Below are 12,540 nucleotides of genomic sequence, written 5' to 3'. Positions count from 1 at the left end.
CAGATGTAAAAAGGCCCCGCAGAGCAGGGCCAGGTGGTACAGCGGAAAAGAAAACGCCCCGTCAGTGCGGGGCGTTATTGGGTGTACTGGTCGATCCAGTTGGGCGGCTCTGGCCGCTGCTGCATGTCAGGGAAGGCTTCAGTCTGGGGCCAGTCGCGCAAAGCTTGTCGGTAGACCAACAACTCAGCGAATTGCTCAGCAGTGATCGTGGTAGCTCGCTGCATGTCCAGCTCGTCGCGGTGACGGTTCACCAGCCACTCGCTCGAGCTTATCTCACCGTCCCGCCAGGCGCGCTCAGCGGCGATACGGTCTGTGGCCAGCATGGCTGGCGGCGCGAACTTCTCGCCATCAAACGACCACCCGACCTGGACGGCTTCTGGACATGGCGCCCAAACCAACGATTCATGAAAACGTCCCGCCGGGTCAATTTGGGCGATTTCACGCACAGCGCCATTGACAACTAATGCCCACATATTCATCACCATTCAATTGCAATGAGTCCGTCTCCGCCCTTAGCGGGGGCAGTGTTTCCACTTTGCCCAACTCCCCCCCCCGCCCGAGCCGTACTGCCCAGCATATGGCGGAGCCGTAGTAGTAGTTGAGCCCGCGCCGCCAACTCCAGACGACGATCCGCCGCCAGACGCTACCCCAGCACTTGGGGCATCGCCCAATCCGCCGAGCACGTTGATATCTCCGCCTACCCCATCGCCTGCAGCGGCGCGCCCAATAGACGCCGAACCGGTGATGCTGCCCGAGCTTCCTCCTGTAGCGCTGCAATACGCTCCAAATGAAGACGCACCGCCACTACCTGGGGCACTCATTGATCCGACGCCGCCAGCCCCGACCGTCACGGACACTGACGGCACGCCCGCAAGCGACTGCCGCTTGATCGCCGTGCCCGCCCCGCCGCCAGCACCATAAGCGCCACCGCCACCACCGCCCACGACAGTGAACTTGGCGACCCGGCGCCCACTGCGAAGCACCGGCGGCACGCTGAAGGTAAACGCCCCGGCCGCTTTGTACACGAACAGGCCCGTCGCAATATCGCCTGGCAACGGCGCTTGGCCAACGCACCACCACTTACCCGCGCCATCGGAGCGCAACCGCAAGTAATCCCCGGAAAACAGCAGCTCGGTGGTGGCCAGGCCATTCGGTGATGCCGACGTGTCCAGCATGATCTTGTCGGCGCCCGCCGCCGCAATGGTCAGCGCGTTGGTCGTTACGTCAATGCGGCGCAGCACACATTCATTGACGCCGAATTCAGCGTTAGCCACCGGCAGCGTGAACGTCCGCGCCCCAGCCGAGACATCCAGCAACACCAGGCCCATCTGCGTCGCCGTGATGGCTGCCGTCTGCTGCAGCGCCGTGACAGCACCCCGCAGCTGATACTGCGGATGCGGGTTGGCAGCCTGGACATGAATCAGCAACGCATTGTCGACGTAGGCCCGCGTCGCAAGCACAACGCTTGGGTCAATCTTGAGCAACACGTTGCTGGAACTGCTGACGATAAGGTTAAGGCGCACCACCTGGGTGCGCCCTGAGCCCTGACTCAGCAGCGGCTTGAAGGTCGGCGGGCAGTTGGCCACCGCCACCATGTCGCCGTCCGCATCGTAAAGCGCAATCTCGCGAATCCACTTACCGCCCACGTCGGCGGGAATGACCTGCTCGGCGATGATCACTGCCGCGTTGTTGGGGTCAACCGTAAGCTGATTGAGCGGCGCCCGGCGCCACTCATTGAGCAGCGCCGGCTGCGTGGCTGTCGGCAGGGGAAGCGGCGGATTATCCAGGCCGGTTGGATTGCCGTCGCCTACGGCCATCTGTGTAAACGTCCAAGGGATACCCAGGGCATCCGCATTGGCCTGCTTTGCGGCCCCGATATCAGTCAGGATCGCGTAAAACTGTGAAGTCTGGTCAACCATAGTTAATGTCCAGATAGTCAATGGTGTGGTCGCGACCGCCACGGCCAATTTCGCCGGAGACCTCAAGGTCAACCGATTGCAGCGGATACACGTCCAGCTCGTTGCCGTCGTAGACGGCCGGGGTCAGATACAGACCGCCGGTGGTTTCCAGGCTGATGGCCAGCCCGGTCATGTGCCGACTGACCGGCCGAGCGTCATCGATCAGCCACGACAGTTCCTGATAGGTTTCTTCGCTGATGCCCTGATCGGCTACGCCGACCTTGAGTGCGAAGGTGCCCGGCACGCCCTCGGGTACGGTCTGCCACCACTCGGTAACCTCGATCAGGTAGCCGAACGGCTCGACCACGCGGCGCAGCGCGCCGATGGTGCCCTTATGCGCGTGGATGTAGAACGACGAGCGGATCACCGAGCGCTTGACTGCCTCCGACCACCGGTCATCCCAGCGGTCAACCGACCACGCCCAAGCCAGCAGATACAGCAGCCCGGCCGGGCAGGTGTCGGGGTTGTAGAGACAGCGCAGCATGGTCGCCAGGTCCTCGGTATTGGCGGCCTCGATAGCGGCTTCCAGCGGCGTTCGGTTGAGCGGTAGCAGACTGCTCATCAGCCACCCCGCTCAACGGTAAACCCTGTACACCAGGCCGCTTGCGACTTGGTCGGGCGGATATCTGCCCACCCCGTCAGCTCGACGCGGCTCACCCCGTCAATATGCAACTGGGCGTCAACCGCCGACCGGGGCACCTCCACCCCCAGCCGGCGCCGGGGGTTGATCCAGGCGGCCAAGCGCGCCTCGCACTGAGCCAGTACGCCCTCGCTTTCCGGGCCCGTGCTGGCCATGTACAGCTTGGCGTTGATCTGATACGGCAGAATCTCGGCACTCTGCACGATCACCCGATCAGCCACCGGCCGCACATCGTCATCGCTCAGGTAAGCATCGACTGTCGCCAGCAGCTCGGCCGAGGCCGTGCCGTCTCCCTCCAAGGCCAGCACGGTCACCTCGACCACCGCCGGTGACGGGCTTTCGGCCGTGGCGTCGGCCACCAGCCCCGAGGCGTTACGCGCGTGCAGGATGTAGCTGTTACGGGGGCCGGCCGTGGTCAGCCCCTCGTAGACCAGCTGCACCCGCTCGCGCAGGGCGTCATCCTCCTCCAGCACCTCAGCCTGCGGCGGCACCGCCGTCAGGTCCTCGGCCTGGACCACCAGGCGCGACAGGTTGACGTTGGCCGCCAGCTGGTCGAGGTCCGCTTTTTCGGCATAAGCCAGCATCAGCGCCTTGGCCGCGTCGTTGACGCGCGAGCGGTTGAGCAGCTTGCGGTAGGCCCCGACCTCCAGCAGCTTGGTGACCGGGTCGCTTTCCAAGACCGCGCTCCAGTTGTCACCCATGTGCGCACGGAAGGTCGCCAGATCGGCCTGATACAGCTCCTCATAATCCAGGTCTTCCAGCACCTGCGGTACCGGCAACTGGGAAAGGTCGATTGCGCTCATGCACTCACCTCCAATACAACGCTGTCACCGAGGTAGATACCCGACAGCGACAGCGTGATTTGCCCGCCGACCACCGCCACCACGCGCACGCGCTCCAGCTTCAAGCGCGGCTCCCAGCGCCCCAGGGCGCGCGCCACCTCGGCCTGCACTGCGCTTTTCCAGCCCTCGTTAACCGGCAGGTCGACGTAACGGCGCAGGTGGCTGCCGTACTCCGGGCGCATGCGCCGACTGCCGACAGGCGTGGTCAAAATGTCCTCAATGGACTGTTTCAGGTGGGCAACGCCGGATAGCGGCTGCCCAGTGCGGCGATCCAGCCCGATCATGGCCTTACCCCGCCGGGGTCAGGCGCTCGAAGTCTGCGCGCGCATCCAGGTAGGCCAGCGCCTCGGTATCGCCCTCCTCGACCTGCAGCTGGCCGCCGGCCACATTCAGCTCACGCTTGCCCAGGATCAGCACGCGCGAGGTGTAGGTTTTGTCGCGGTAGGTCACGGCCGCCGACGCGCTGGGCGCGGCATCCGGGGTTTTCTTGGTAGCCATAGGGCCCTCCAGATATGAGAAAGCCCGCAAAAGCGGGCCTTTAGGGGTGGATGGTAGGGTTACAGGGTTGCGGCCGGGCTACCGGTCAGCGCGCTCTTGAGCGTGCTGGCCAGCACCTCGGGGTCGACGTTGCCCGATATGTTCAGCGTGACCTGCGGCGCTACCTGTTTGCGCGAGAAACCGCCGTGCGAAAGGGCCATACACATCCCCCGGCCATCTCGGCCGGGTCGATGTTGGCCACCACGCGCTCCCAGGCCTGGCGCATGCGAAAGCGGTCATACACCTGGTCAATCTGCTGCTCGATCAGCTTGGCCACCGTGAAGCGGTCAGGCTTCGCCGGCAACGTTTCAAGTTGGCTCATGAATCCCTCAGTGCGTGTGGTTGGCCGTGTTACCGGCCGTGTCGATGATCCGGCCGCCGCCATTGATATCGCCCGTTACTAGTAACGTGCCATTGATGGTGACGGGTCCGTTGATGGTGACCGCACCGGACTTGGCGACAATCGCGTTATCCGTAACGACCACCTCGCTGCCGCCAACCTTGACCGTGGCCGTGCCACTGGGGAGCGTGATGGTGTAGCTCTTGGCCTGCCAGTCGTAGACCAGCGAGCCGCCATCATCGAAACGCCACACCTCGACATGGTCGCGGTTATCCGGCGGCGCGCCGGCGTTGCCGTACAGCCCTGCCACGAATGTGCCTTGAGCCGGCTCACCGCTCGGACTGACCAACACGCCCTGCTCGTTCAAGCTTGGCGCACGCCAGTGGCGAGCCTTGCCGGCGGCCAGGGCATGCCAGCGCACCCAGGCGCTCGTCCAGTCGCCACCGTCGGAGACGCGCACGCGAGCGGCCACCAAGTCGACGGCCACCACATAGCAAGGAATCACCAGGCCGGCCAAAATGCGGTCGTGCTGCCCTGCCACATAGCTCATGCCATGGCCTCCGGCGACTGGTACTGATCTTCACTGCCAGGCCCGCTGTCGGGGTCGAAGGCGAACACCAGCGAGCCCGGCGGCTCGTCGGCCCAAGGCCAGGTGGTATCACCCAGATAAACGTCCTGCTGCCATTGCAGCGCCCACCCCACGCACCGCACCAGCTCGGGCAGCGCCTCGGCCGGCATGGCTTGGATGCTCTCGACGCCCCCGACAAAGTCGAGGTCCCAATATTGATCATCAAGCAGCTGCATGACCTTGGCCGCCAGAATGGCCGCCTGCAGCGGCGCTAGCGCCCGGCTGGACTCCAGCAGCACCACCGCCTCGAACGTCACCTTGATGCACAACCGGCCATCGCCAGGCTTGATGCCTGGGGCAAAGTTCGTCGCCGCGTACAGCAGTGCGGGCAGCTTCATGCCCTCTTTGAGCTTCGGGTAGGCCTCGACCACCTGGAACAGCGGCAAGCGCTCCCGCATGGTCGCGGTCATTACGTCGTGCAGCTCTTTCAACTCGCTGGGGATCACCGGCGGGTCGTCAGAAGATATCGGCGGTTCGTGCATGCTCTTGCTCCAGTACCAGGGCGACCATGCCGTCGCCGGTCGGCTCATGGCGCACCACCGTATAGCGACCGCCACCCTCGGCCGGCGGCAGCTCGATGGTCAGCGCCTCCCCCTCGGGCAAGCGCTGGGCAACATCAGCCAGCACCGAGAAACGCGGCTCGCCCAGCTCAGCCGCGTCGACCTGGGTAGCCAGGCCGCGACCCTTGCCGCCACTCTTGCCGCCAAACTGCGGATCAAGAAACGGGTTGTCGAATGTGCCCATGATCGCGGTACCGCCCTCCAAGGTCGCGCGGTCACCCACGCGATCAAGGATTCGGGCACTCATTACGGCCATGCGCTCGCGAAAGCTCGGCCTGCGCATCACTGCACAATCAACACATCGGCGAAGCCGTCGACGGTGTCGCTCAGCAGCTTGCCGTAGGGCAGCGAGTCGGCGGTGCCATCAGCGACCAACACCCCAGCCAACACGCTGACCTTGGCGCCGGCCTTGAGGCCTGCAGTCGACGGCACGCGCCAGGCATCGCAAGTGCGATAGGTAATGAGGGTATCTTTCGTACCGCTCTGCAGCGGAATCACTGCTAGGGCGCCGATCACCTGGGGCACACCCGCGACCGAGCCACCGGTGGGTGCCCTCAGGGTGATGCTGCTGCCAGTGCTGACATAGTTCTTGGCCATGGCCATTTTCTCCTGTCCAGAAACAACAAACCCCGCCTAAGCGGGGTGTTTGAGTGGGGTCTGCGGTTACGCGCCGACAGACTTGTTGAGACCGCGAGAATCCAACGCGGCAACGCCGGCGTCGATCCGCACCTTGGTGGCCACGCCGTCGACGGTGAAGCCCTCTTGCTGCTCCATGTACGGCTTGTCGACGCCATCCAGGTAGGAGACTTCGATAGTGTCGCGGCCTTGCGCGGCGGCCAGATACCACGACTTCGCGTTATCGTCGTCCAGGCGCGGCTCAGCGATTACCTCGGCAAAATTGCGGATCGGGTTATCGACGCCGGCGTTTACGTCGGCGCCTGGTACTGAGGCCGAGCGGATCAGCTGCTTGGCCTTGTCTTCCAGGGCCACCGGGCACAGCAGGAAGGCTGGGCGAATGTTCAGGGTGCGGGGCTTGCCACCTTCAACCTGCGATTTCTGCAGCGCCATGGCGTTCTTGGCAGCAATCATCGCCTCGATCGACAGGGCCGAGTTGGCACCGGTAAACAGGTTCTTGCGGGTGGCGTCAAACAGCGCCTTGCCGTCGCTCATCTTGGCATTGGTGGTCAGCACTGCGTAGACCAGGTCGCCGATGGTGCCGCGTGCAGCCAGCCCCATGTTGTAGGGAATGGTGCTCAGCAGGTCGAGGTCATCGTTGATGATGGCCTGACGGGTGATCGAGAACAGCTCGCCGTAGGTGGCCAGGCTGATGGTCTCGCCACGGTCGCCGGTGGTGATGTACTGGTACTCGGCACCTGGGCGAACCTCACGCAGGGACGGGAAGGCCCCCATGCCGACACGCTTAGCGACACGGAAGTCGCTCAGGCGACCACGGCGGGTCCACTGATCGAACGTCTCGGGCGCCTCGTCCCAGCCGGCCAGCACCGACACGGCGGCGGTGTCGATCAGGATATTGCCAAAGTCGCTGGTGTCGTGGGTGAAGGCCAGGCCAACCATCTGCATCGGGTTGAGCGAGGCGGTCAGAATGCCACGGTCATTCAGCGAAGCACGGGCCAGCTCGCGCAGGCTCATGTGGTTGTAGGCGTTGTCGACCTCGTTGGCCGCATGGCCGATACGCCCCGCCAGGGCGGCCCGCACCGAGTCACCGACCAGGTTGCCGTTGGTAATGTGGCCATGCTGGCCAGGCACTTGGCTGCCGGTCGGAGTGGTCGACTTGCCCATGTGGGCCAGCAGCTTGGCGTTGGCCGACTCCACGGTGCAGCTGGTGTCGTTCAGGCACTCGTCGCGCAGCGCTACAGAGCCCTCGACACTGGCGAACATGGCGAACGCGGCGGTGATCGCGGTGCGGCGAGTAGCGTCAGCGGCCAGCACGCGCGCCTGAATTTGTTCGGGGGTTTCGTTCGCCGGCGGCTGGGTCGGCTGGTTGACCGGCGGGGTCGGCTGGTTCACCGGCGCCGGTGGCTGGGTCTGACCGCGCGGGACGAACATCGGTTGTGCAGCGGTGGGCATGTTGGTGTACTCCTGCATGCGTTGAGAGTTGAGTGCGGCGAAGGCTTCCAGGGCCCCCACCAATTCATCGGCAAAACCCAGCTCGACAGCCTCAACGCCGGTCATCCAGGTCTCAGCGGAGAGCAGCGCCTTGATTTCGTCGGCGGTCTTGCCGGTCTTGTTGGTGTATGCCGCCACCAGGGAATCCTCGACCTTATCGAGCAAGTCGGCGTAACGGCGCATTTCGTCCGCGTCACCGCCCTGGATGCCCCAGGGCTTGTGCACCATGATCATGGCGTTTTCGGGAATGCGGATAACGTCGGCGGCCATCAGGATCACGCTGCCCATGGAAGCGGCCAGGCCGTCCACGGTGCCCTCCACGCGCGCCGGGTGGTTGCGCAGGAGGTTGTACATGGCCATACCCTCGAACACATCGCCGCCGGGGGAATGCACATGCAAATTGATCTGTGACACGTCACCGAGGGCTTTCAGATCGCGGGCGAACTGGTTAGCCGAGATACCCCAGGCGCCAATTTCGCCGTACAGCATCAGGTCGACCACGCCGCGCTGGCTCGATGCGCGCAGCGTGTACCAGGTCTGTGCAGCCGGGTCAGCTGTCGTCGCCACCGCCGCGCGCGGCCCCAGTACGGGCGGCCTTTCCCGCCTTCTTCGTTTGCTCATTGGGTTGGTTTCTCCCGTAATACTCGTGGTAGGCATCCGAACTGAACACCAGATCGTTTGCCCGGTTGTCGGCAATCTCCGACTTGCGAGACGCCTTAAGCTCGGACGGGTTGCGGCCACGCGAACGGGCCATTTCCGCCTCGTCGGCGCCGCCGATCTTGATCAGCGTTTCCCAGGCATCAGCCTCATGCACCGGGTTGATCCACGGCATCACAGGCCCCTGATAGAACGCGCCGTAGATGGTCCGAGGGTCCACATCTGCCGGCACCCTGAGCTGGCCGCTCAGAATCGCCATGCGTAGCCAGTTGCGGTACACACGGCGGCACCAGTAGTCGATGAACTCATGCTGCAGCAGGTCGTAACCCAGCTGGCCCTCCACCAGTTCCTGGCGTTGAGCCGAATAGGTGCCGTCGTAGCTGCGCGCCACGCTGGAATAGGTGCCACGCGTACCGGCCGCCACCGCTTTGAGCTGTCCGTTGCGGAACCCCTCAAGGAACGGGTTAGGCCGGTTACTTTCGATCATCCCAACGTCTTCACCCGGCAACAGGGTGTCGACCACTACGCCAGGCGCAATGGGGAAAGTCCGCTCGGTCCGCGTCTCGCCGGGACCGGCCGGCACATAGTCGTCTGGGGTGCCTTTCTTGATGTACATGGCCAGCGCCGCACTGATCCGCGCCGCCACCCGCTCGCTTTCCTCGTAGTCCTTGATATCCGCTAGGCGGATCAGGACCGCGTGGAGCAGCGGCTGGCCACGGCTCTGACCAATGCGCTTGCGGTAGGCAACATGAATCACCTGCTCGGCCGGCACGCGCTTGGTGTTTTGCGCCAAGCCGCCGCGAAGGCCGGCGGGGTGCGCCTTGTACAGGTGGTAAGCCAGAACGCGGCGCCACCCGTTGCGCTCGATGCCCTGGACAATGCCCTTGGAATCGTCGGTGTACTCAATGGGCAGATAATCCGCCTCCAGCAACTCCAGGGCATAGGGCACACCATGCAGATGCTGGTAATTCGGCACTTTGCCCATCAGCTCCTGGGCCAGCGCCTCGCCATCGCGCAGCCAGCTGCGGCACACCAGGCGCTCCATCTGCGGCCGGGTCAGCTCGCCCGAAGCCTCGGGCTTAAGCGACCACTCCCCCCACAGCGCATTGATGGCGGCGGCGAACTCACGGTGCACCGTGCCATCCAGGTGCAGCGGGATCGGCTCAACCGCAATGCCGGAACCGCCCACCACACGCTCCTCCAGGCGATCAAACAGGCCGGTGACAATGTCGTGGTCTTCGTCCAGCTTGCGGCACTGCTCACGCATCGACTTGAGCGTGTGATTTAGCGAGCGATCAGCGCTGCCGGCCTGCTTCTTGGCCTTGTGGGTCCGGGTGGGCTTGGCGGCTTCAAACGCCATGATCACGCTTCGCGCGTGCATCCTGGTCAGCGCCGTCTTGGGAAAAAACGGCGCAATGGCCTTGTCGATCAGCTCCCCAATCATTCGAACGTCGCCAGGGCGAAGCCCGGACGCCCCCCGCGTGCCTGGGCCGCTGCTCGGCGCTCCCAGTACAGTCGGCCGTCACGAATCTGGTTCAGCTCGGCATACACGAAACGGCGACCATTCAGGGTCACATCCTTTCCGCCTGCCACCAGGTCGGCCTCGGCCAGCATGTACAGCGCGACCATCTGTTGGGGGGTCAAGGTTTCTACGGCATTTACGTCAGCCATCCGCTTGCTCCTGTTTCAACCCAGCCGCCGGCGGCAGGCTGGTGGTCTGATTGCGGCGCCACCGGCGCCGGCGACGGCGGCAGTGCCGGCGCTGGTGGTTCGTCCGGCTCGGCCGTTGGTGGTGGTTCTGCTGGCACCTCCCAAACCCCGGTTTCCGGGTTCTGGCTCGCCAGCAGGTCGAGGTCGAGACCGAAACGCTCCTGACTGATGCGCAGCGCCGCCAGGGCGTACACCAGGCAATCGAGCGCCTCGTTTCGTTTCTTGCTGGCATCCCAGCGCAACACGCGCCGCCCTTTCACCAGCACCCATTTCTTGGTCTCGCTGGTCAGCTGCTTAAGCTCATCGTCGTCGCAGATCGAATCGTCGGCCGGGAAGTGGATCAGGCCCGGTACCGGACGATTGCCGTCCGGCTGCAGCTTGAGGCGGTTGTAAATGACCTCTTTGGCGTTGTCGGTACCAACCTCGGTCAGGTAGGTCTTCGACTTCTTGTCCTTCTTGCGCGGGAAGTTGGCGATGGGCTTGCCGTAGGTGCTGGCCCCGAAAATCGGGATCACCCAGTGCAGGCCATGGGCGCGGCTTTGCGCCCGGACCGTCTCCGAGTGGTGGCCGCCGGAGTCCCAGCACCACCGTAGAACGCCCATCTTGATGCCGTCGGCGCGGGTAAACTGGCGGTGTAGCTCCAGCCCGACTTGTCGCAACAGCTCGACGCTGGCCGGGTCGCCCGTCAGCACTCGACGGTAAACCAGCCACTTCTCCTCATCCTTGCCGAACGCCCACACCCGAAGCTCGTAACGGTCGTCTTGGGTGTCGATACCCCCTGTCAGCACCAGGGCGCGCGCCGGCACCTGGGCCGCGTAAACCTCGCGGCGGGCACGCAGCAGCTCCCAGTCGACTTTCTCGGCGAGGTTTTCCTCCCACACCTCGCCCAGCGTGGTGTTGACGAAGGTTTTCAGCTTGCCCCGGTCCTTGCCGACCTTCACAAAGTCGGTGGCGATATCCACCCAAGTGGTGAAGGTTGAATAGCCCGTCCACACGCTGAACGTTACCGAGCGCGGCGTTACGGTCGGCTCCCCCGAGGCGTCAAACCACTCCATGCTGTCGCGGGTCCAGATACCCGAACGCTCGCACACCCAGCGGCCCGACTCGGCGGCCGCCGTGACCATTTCGTGATACTCGAAAGTGCCACCCTGGCAGTGCGGGCACAGATACCATGCGGCCTCGACTTCGTGGCGGTCGTTGAGCCGCCACTTGATGCCCGATGGTTCATCCTTGCCACCCCACTGCAGTACCAGCTCGGTGCCGCAGCAAGGCGCCTTGATGTTGAGCCGCAGGTCGTGGGGCGACTCGATGGCAGCGCGGGTAATCTGGCATTTCTCGGCCTCGGTCGGCGTTGAACCACGTATCGACTTCTTGAAGGTGGCCCCTTCCAGGCGCTTGTCACCCAGGAAGGTCGGGGCGCCCTCGCCTTCGATATCCTCGTCAAACTTCGACAGCTCGTCGTAAATGACGGTGTCCGGGCTTTTCTCCCGGTAGTTGCGGGCCGCCTTGCCACCCAAACACCACAGCATTTTGCGGTTGGCAAAACACTTGGCCTCCAGGGTGTTGTCGCGGTGCTTCATGCCGTACCAGGGCGCCAGGTCGAGCACCACCGGCACATCACGGATCATGCCCTCAATGTGCCGCTTCATGACGCCCTCGGCGTCACCCTCGGTCGGGCAGTACATCAGCACGTTGCGCTTTTTGTGCTGCACCAGGTAGCCGATGAATGCCATCAGCATCTTGGTGTAGCCAAGGCGCGCCGACTTCACGAAATTGACTTCGCGGATCAGGTCATTGCCCATCGCGTTGAGAATGGCCACCTGAAACGGCGCCGTCGTCCAGCGCCCTTCCTGATAGGAGGACTCCGACGACAGATAAAAATGTTTGTCCGCCCATTCGACAACGGTCATCGGCGGCTCTTTGAACAACGCCGACAGGCCTACGCGAACCGCGTTAGCCAGATTCGTCATCCATGGCTGAAAGGAACTCATCAAGAATCTCCGGTAATCGCTGATCGAGGCTTGCCGCTTCGTTACGCGTAACGGCCACCTCGCGCTGTACCGCTTCCAGATGACGAGGCTCGATGTCGGGGTGCTTGCGCTTGACCTTGGTATGCACGGTGTCGAGGGTCGACCCGATCAAGTTGACTAGGCGGCTGATGGCAAACGTCATGAATTCGGCCGGCACCAGGTTGCGGCGCTTGACCTCGTTTCGCATCGCCTGGGCGTCGGCCTGCTCCCTGGTCAGGCGCAAACGCTCCTGCAGCAGCTTCGCCTCGGCCAAGGGGTCGATATCGTCGGCGCCGAGTTGTTGTTTCCCGCTTTGGTGCTGCAGGCGGTTATCCACCACCGAACGAACGTCGTAAAACGACTCGCGGCCGATCTTGGCGACCGGCTCGACGCCCCATTTGTCAAAGGCTTGAACCGAAATCCCGAGGCTTTCGGCCATGCGTTTTTTGTTCAGCCAGAACGGCTGTCGGGTAATCGTTGGATTTGTCATGGACTAAACAACAACCAACCTCCGAATTTGGGTCATACATAG

The 12,540-nt window shown here is 63.8% G+C and carries 16 protein-coding genes and 1 pseudogene; all 17 read right to left on the bottom strand.

Annotated features, from left to right (window positions below):
- Window positions 1–74: 74 nt before the first annotated feature.
- Entirely contained in the window at window positions 75–479 is a 405-nt protein-coding gene (locus CAG34_RS14925) for a phage tail assembly chaperone (protein ID WP_256573558.1), read from the bottom strand.
- Between the two features lie 954 nt (window positions 480–1,433).
- Window positions 1,434–1,919 (bottom strand): annotated as a pseudogene (locus CAG34_RS29480) (phage tail protein); the annotation flags it as partial.
- A complete protein-coding gene (locus CAG34_RS14915) occupies window positions 1,912–2,520 on the bottom strand; it encodes a phage tail protein I (protein WP_085590885.1) in 609 nt (202 codons plus the stop codon). The pseudogene CAG34_RS29480 and the gene CAG34_RS14915, both read right to left, overlap by 8 nt.
- Window positions 2,520–3,401: a baseplate J/gp47 family protein gene (locus tag CAG34_RS14910; protein ID WP_085590883.1), complete on the bottom strand. Its 882-nt coding sequence runs from the start codon at window positions 3,399–3,401 to the stop codon at window positions 2,520–2,522. Before CAG34_RS14910 ends, CAG34_RS14915 begins: the two co-directional genes overlap by 1 nt.
- Window positions 3,398–3,724, bottom strand: coding sequence for a GPW/gp25 family protein (locus CAG34_RS14905; RefSeq protein WP_085590880.1), 327 nt, complete (start codon window positions 3,722–3,724; stop codon window positions 3,398–3,400). The genes CAG34_RS14910 and CAG34_RS14905 overlap by 4 nt, the downstream gene beginning before the upstream one ends.
- A 4-nt stretch (window positions 3,725–3,728) precedes the next feature.
- Complete coding sequence (locus CAG34_RS14900; protein ID WP_143516490.1) at window positions 3,729–3,938, bottom strand: hypothetical protein; 210 nt, start codon at window positions 3,936–3,938, stop codon at window positions 3,729–3,731.
- A gap of 59 nt (window positions 3,939–3,997) precedes the next feature.
- Window positions 3,998–4,138, bottom strand: coding sequence for a hypothetical protein (locus tag CAG34_RS28890; protein ID WP_158091099.1), 141 nt, complete (start codon window positions 4,136–4,138; stop codon window positions 3,998–4,000).
- Entirely contained in the window at window positions 4,099–4,299 is a 201-nt protein-coding gene (locus CAG34_RS14895; protein WP_085590876.1) for a hypothetical protein, read from the bottom strand. The genes CAG34_RS28890 and CAG34_RS14895 overlap by 40 nt, the downstream gene beginning before the upstream one ends.
- 7 nt (window positions 4,300–4,306) lie before the next feature.
- Window positions 4,307–4,867 (bottom strand): phage baseplate assembly protein V, encoded by a 561-nt coding sequence (locus tag CAG34_RS14890; protein WP_085590874.1) that lies wholly within the window; start codon window positions 4,865–4,867, stop codon window positions 4,307–4,309.
- Entirely contained in the window at window positions 4,864–5,427 is a 564-nt protein-coding gene (locus CAG34_RS14885; protein WP_085590872.1) for a hypothetical protein, read from the bottom strand. Before CAG34_RS14885 ends, CAG34_RS14890 begins: the two co-directional genes overlap by 4 nt.
- Entirely contained in the window at window positions 5,402–5,752 is a 351-nt protein-coding gene (locus CAG34_RS14880; protein WP_256573557.1) for a hypothetical protein, read from the bottom strand. The genes CAG34_RS14885 and CAG34_RS14880 overlap by 26 nt, the downstream gene beginning before the upstream one ends.
- A gap of 35 nt (window positions 5,753–5,787) precedes the next feature.
- Complete coding sequence (locus tag CAG34_RS14875) at window positions 5,788–6,102, bottom strand: DUF2190 family protein (protein WP_085590868.1); 315 nt, start codon at window positions 6,100–6,102, stop codon at window positions 5,788–5,790.
- 66 nt (window positions 6,103–6,168) lie between these two features.
- Complete coding sequence (locus CAG34_RS14870; RefSeq protein ID WP_178080889.1) at window positions 6,169–8,253, bottom strand: ClpP-like prohead protease/major capsid protein fusion protein; 2,085 nt, start codon at window positions 8,251–8,253, stop codon at window positions 6,169–6,171.
- The gene (locus tag CAG34_RS14865; protein ID WP_085590864.1) at window positions 8,183–9,733 is read right to left on the bottom strand and encodes a phage portal protein; all 1,551 of its coding nucleotides are present in this window, start codon (window positions 9,731–9,733) and stop codon (window positions 8,183–8,185) included. Before CAG34_RS14865 ends, CAG34_RS14870 begins: the two co-directional genes overlap by 71 nt.
- Entirely contained in the window at window positions 9,730–9,960 is a 231-nt protein-coding gene (locus CAG34_RS14860) for a primosomal replication protein PriB/PriC domain protein (protein WP_085591071.1), read from the bottom strand. Before CAG34_RS14860 ends, CAG34_RS14865 begins: the two co-directional genes overlap by 4 nt.
- Entirely contained in the window at window positions 9,948–11,990 is a 2,043-nt protein-coding gene (locus CAG34_RS14855; RefSeq protein ID WP_085590862.1) for a phage terminase large subunit family protein, read from the bottom strand. Before CAG34_RS14855 ends, CAG34_RS14860 begins: the two co-directional genes overlap by 13 nt.
- Window positions 11,953–12,498, bottom strand: coding sequence for a terminase small subunit (locus tag CAG34_RS14850; RefSeq protein WP_256573556.1), 546 nt, complete (start codon window positions 12,496–12,498; stop codon window positions 11,953–11,955). Before CAG34_RS14850 ends, CAG34_RS14855 begins: the two co-directional genes overlap by 38 nt.
- Window positions 12,499–12,540 lie beyond the last annotated feature (42 nt).

Source organism: Pseudomonas sp. B14(2017) (assembly GCF_002113255.1).
Lineage (GTDB): Bacteria > Pseudomonadota > Gammaproteobacteria > Pseudomonadales > Pseudomonadaceae > Aquipseudomonas > Aquipseudomonas putida_Z.
This window is presented reverse-complemented; position numbering and strand designations above follow the sequence as displayed.

Excerpts from the sequence above, each read along its gene's own strand:
- CAG34_RS14925 (WP_256573558.1), bottom strand. The coding sequence starts at position 479 with ATGAATATGTGGGCATTAGTTGTCAATGGCGCTGTGCGTGAAATCGCC.
- CAG34_RS14915 (WP_085590885.1), bottom strand. The coding sequence starts at position 2,520 with ATGAGCAGTCTGCTACCGCTCAACCGAACGCCGCTGGAAGCCGCTATC.
- CAG34_RS14910 (WP_085590883.1), bottom strand. The coding sequence starts at position 3,401 with ATGAGCGCAATCGACCTTTCCCAGTTGCCGGTACCGCAGGTGCTGGAA.
- CAG34_RS14905 (WP_085590880.1), bottom strand. The coding sequence starts at position 3,724 with ATGATCGGGCTGGATCGCCGCACTGGGCAGCCGCTATCCGGCGTTGCC.
- CAG34_RS14900 (WP_143516490.1), bottom strand. The coding sequence starts at position 3,938 with ATGGCTACCAAGAAAACCCCGGATGCCGCGCCCAGCGCGTCGGCGGCC.
- CAG34_RS28890 (WP_158091099.1), bottom strand. The coding sequence starts at position 4,138 with ATGGCCCTTTCGCACGGCGGTTTCTCGCGCAAACAGGTAGCGCCGCAG.
- CAG34_RS14895 (WP_085590876.1), bottom strand. The coding sequence starts at position 4,299 with ATGAGCCAACTTGAAACGTTGCCGGCGAAGCCTGACCGCTTCACGGTG.
- CAG34_RS14890 (WP_085590874.1), bottom strand. The coding sequence starts at position 4,867 with ATGAGCTATGTGGCAGGGCAGCACGACCGCATTTTGGCCGGCCTGGTG.
- CAG34_RS14885 (WP_085590872.1), bottom strand. The coding sequence starts at position 5,427 with ATGCACGAACCGCCGATATCTTCTGACGACCCGCCGGTGATCCCCAGC.
- CAG34_RS14880 (WP_256573557.1), bottom strand. The coding sequence starts at position 5,752 with ATGAGTGCCCGAATCCTTGATCGCGTGGGTGACCGCGCGACCTTGGAG.
- CAG34_RS14875 (WP_085590868.1), bottom strand. The coding sequence starts at position 6,102 with ATGGCCAAGAACTATGTCAGCACTGGCAGCAGCATCACCCTGAGGGCA.
- CAG34_RS14870 (WP_178080889.1), bottom strand. The coding sequence starts at position 8,253 with ATGAGCAAACGAAGAAGGCGGGAAAGGCCGCCCGTACTGGGGCCGCGC.
- CAG34_RS14865 (WP_085590864.1), bottom strand. The coding sequence starts at position 9,733 with ATGATTGGGGAGCTGATCGACAAGGCCATTGCGCCGTTTTTTCCCAAG.
- CAG34_RS14860 (WP_085591071.1), bottom strand. The coding sequence starts at position 9,960 with ATGGCTGACGTAAATGCCGTAGAAACCTTGACCCCCCAACAGATGGTC.
- CAG34_RS14855 (WP_085590862.1), bottom strand. The coding sequence starts at position 11,990 with ATGAGTTCCTTTCAGCCATGGATGACGAATCTGGCTAACGCGGTTCGC.
- CAG34_RS14850 (WP_256573556.1), bottom strand. The coding sequence starts at position 12,498 with ATGACAAATCCAACGATTACCCGACAGCCGTTCTGGCTGAACAAAAAA.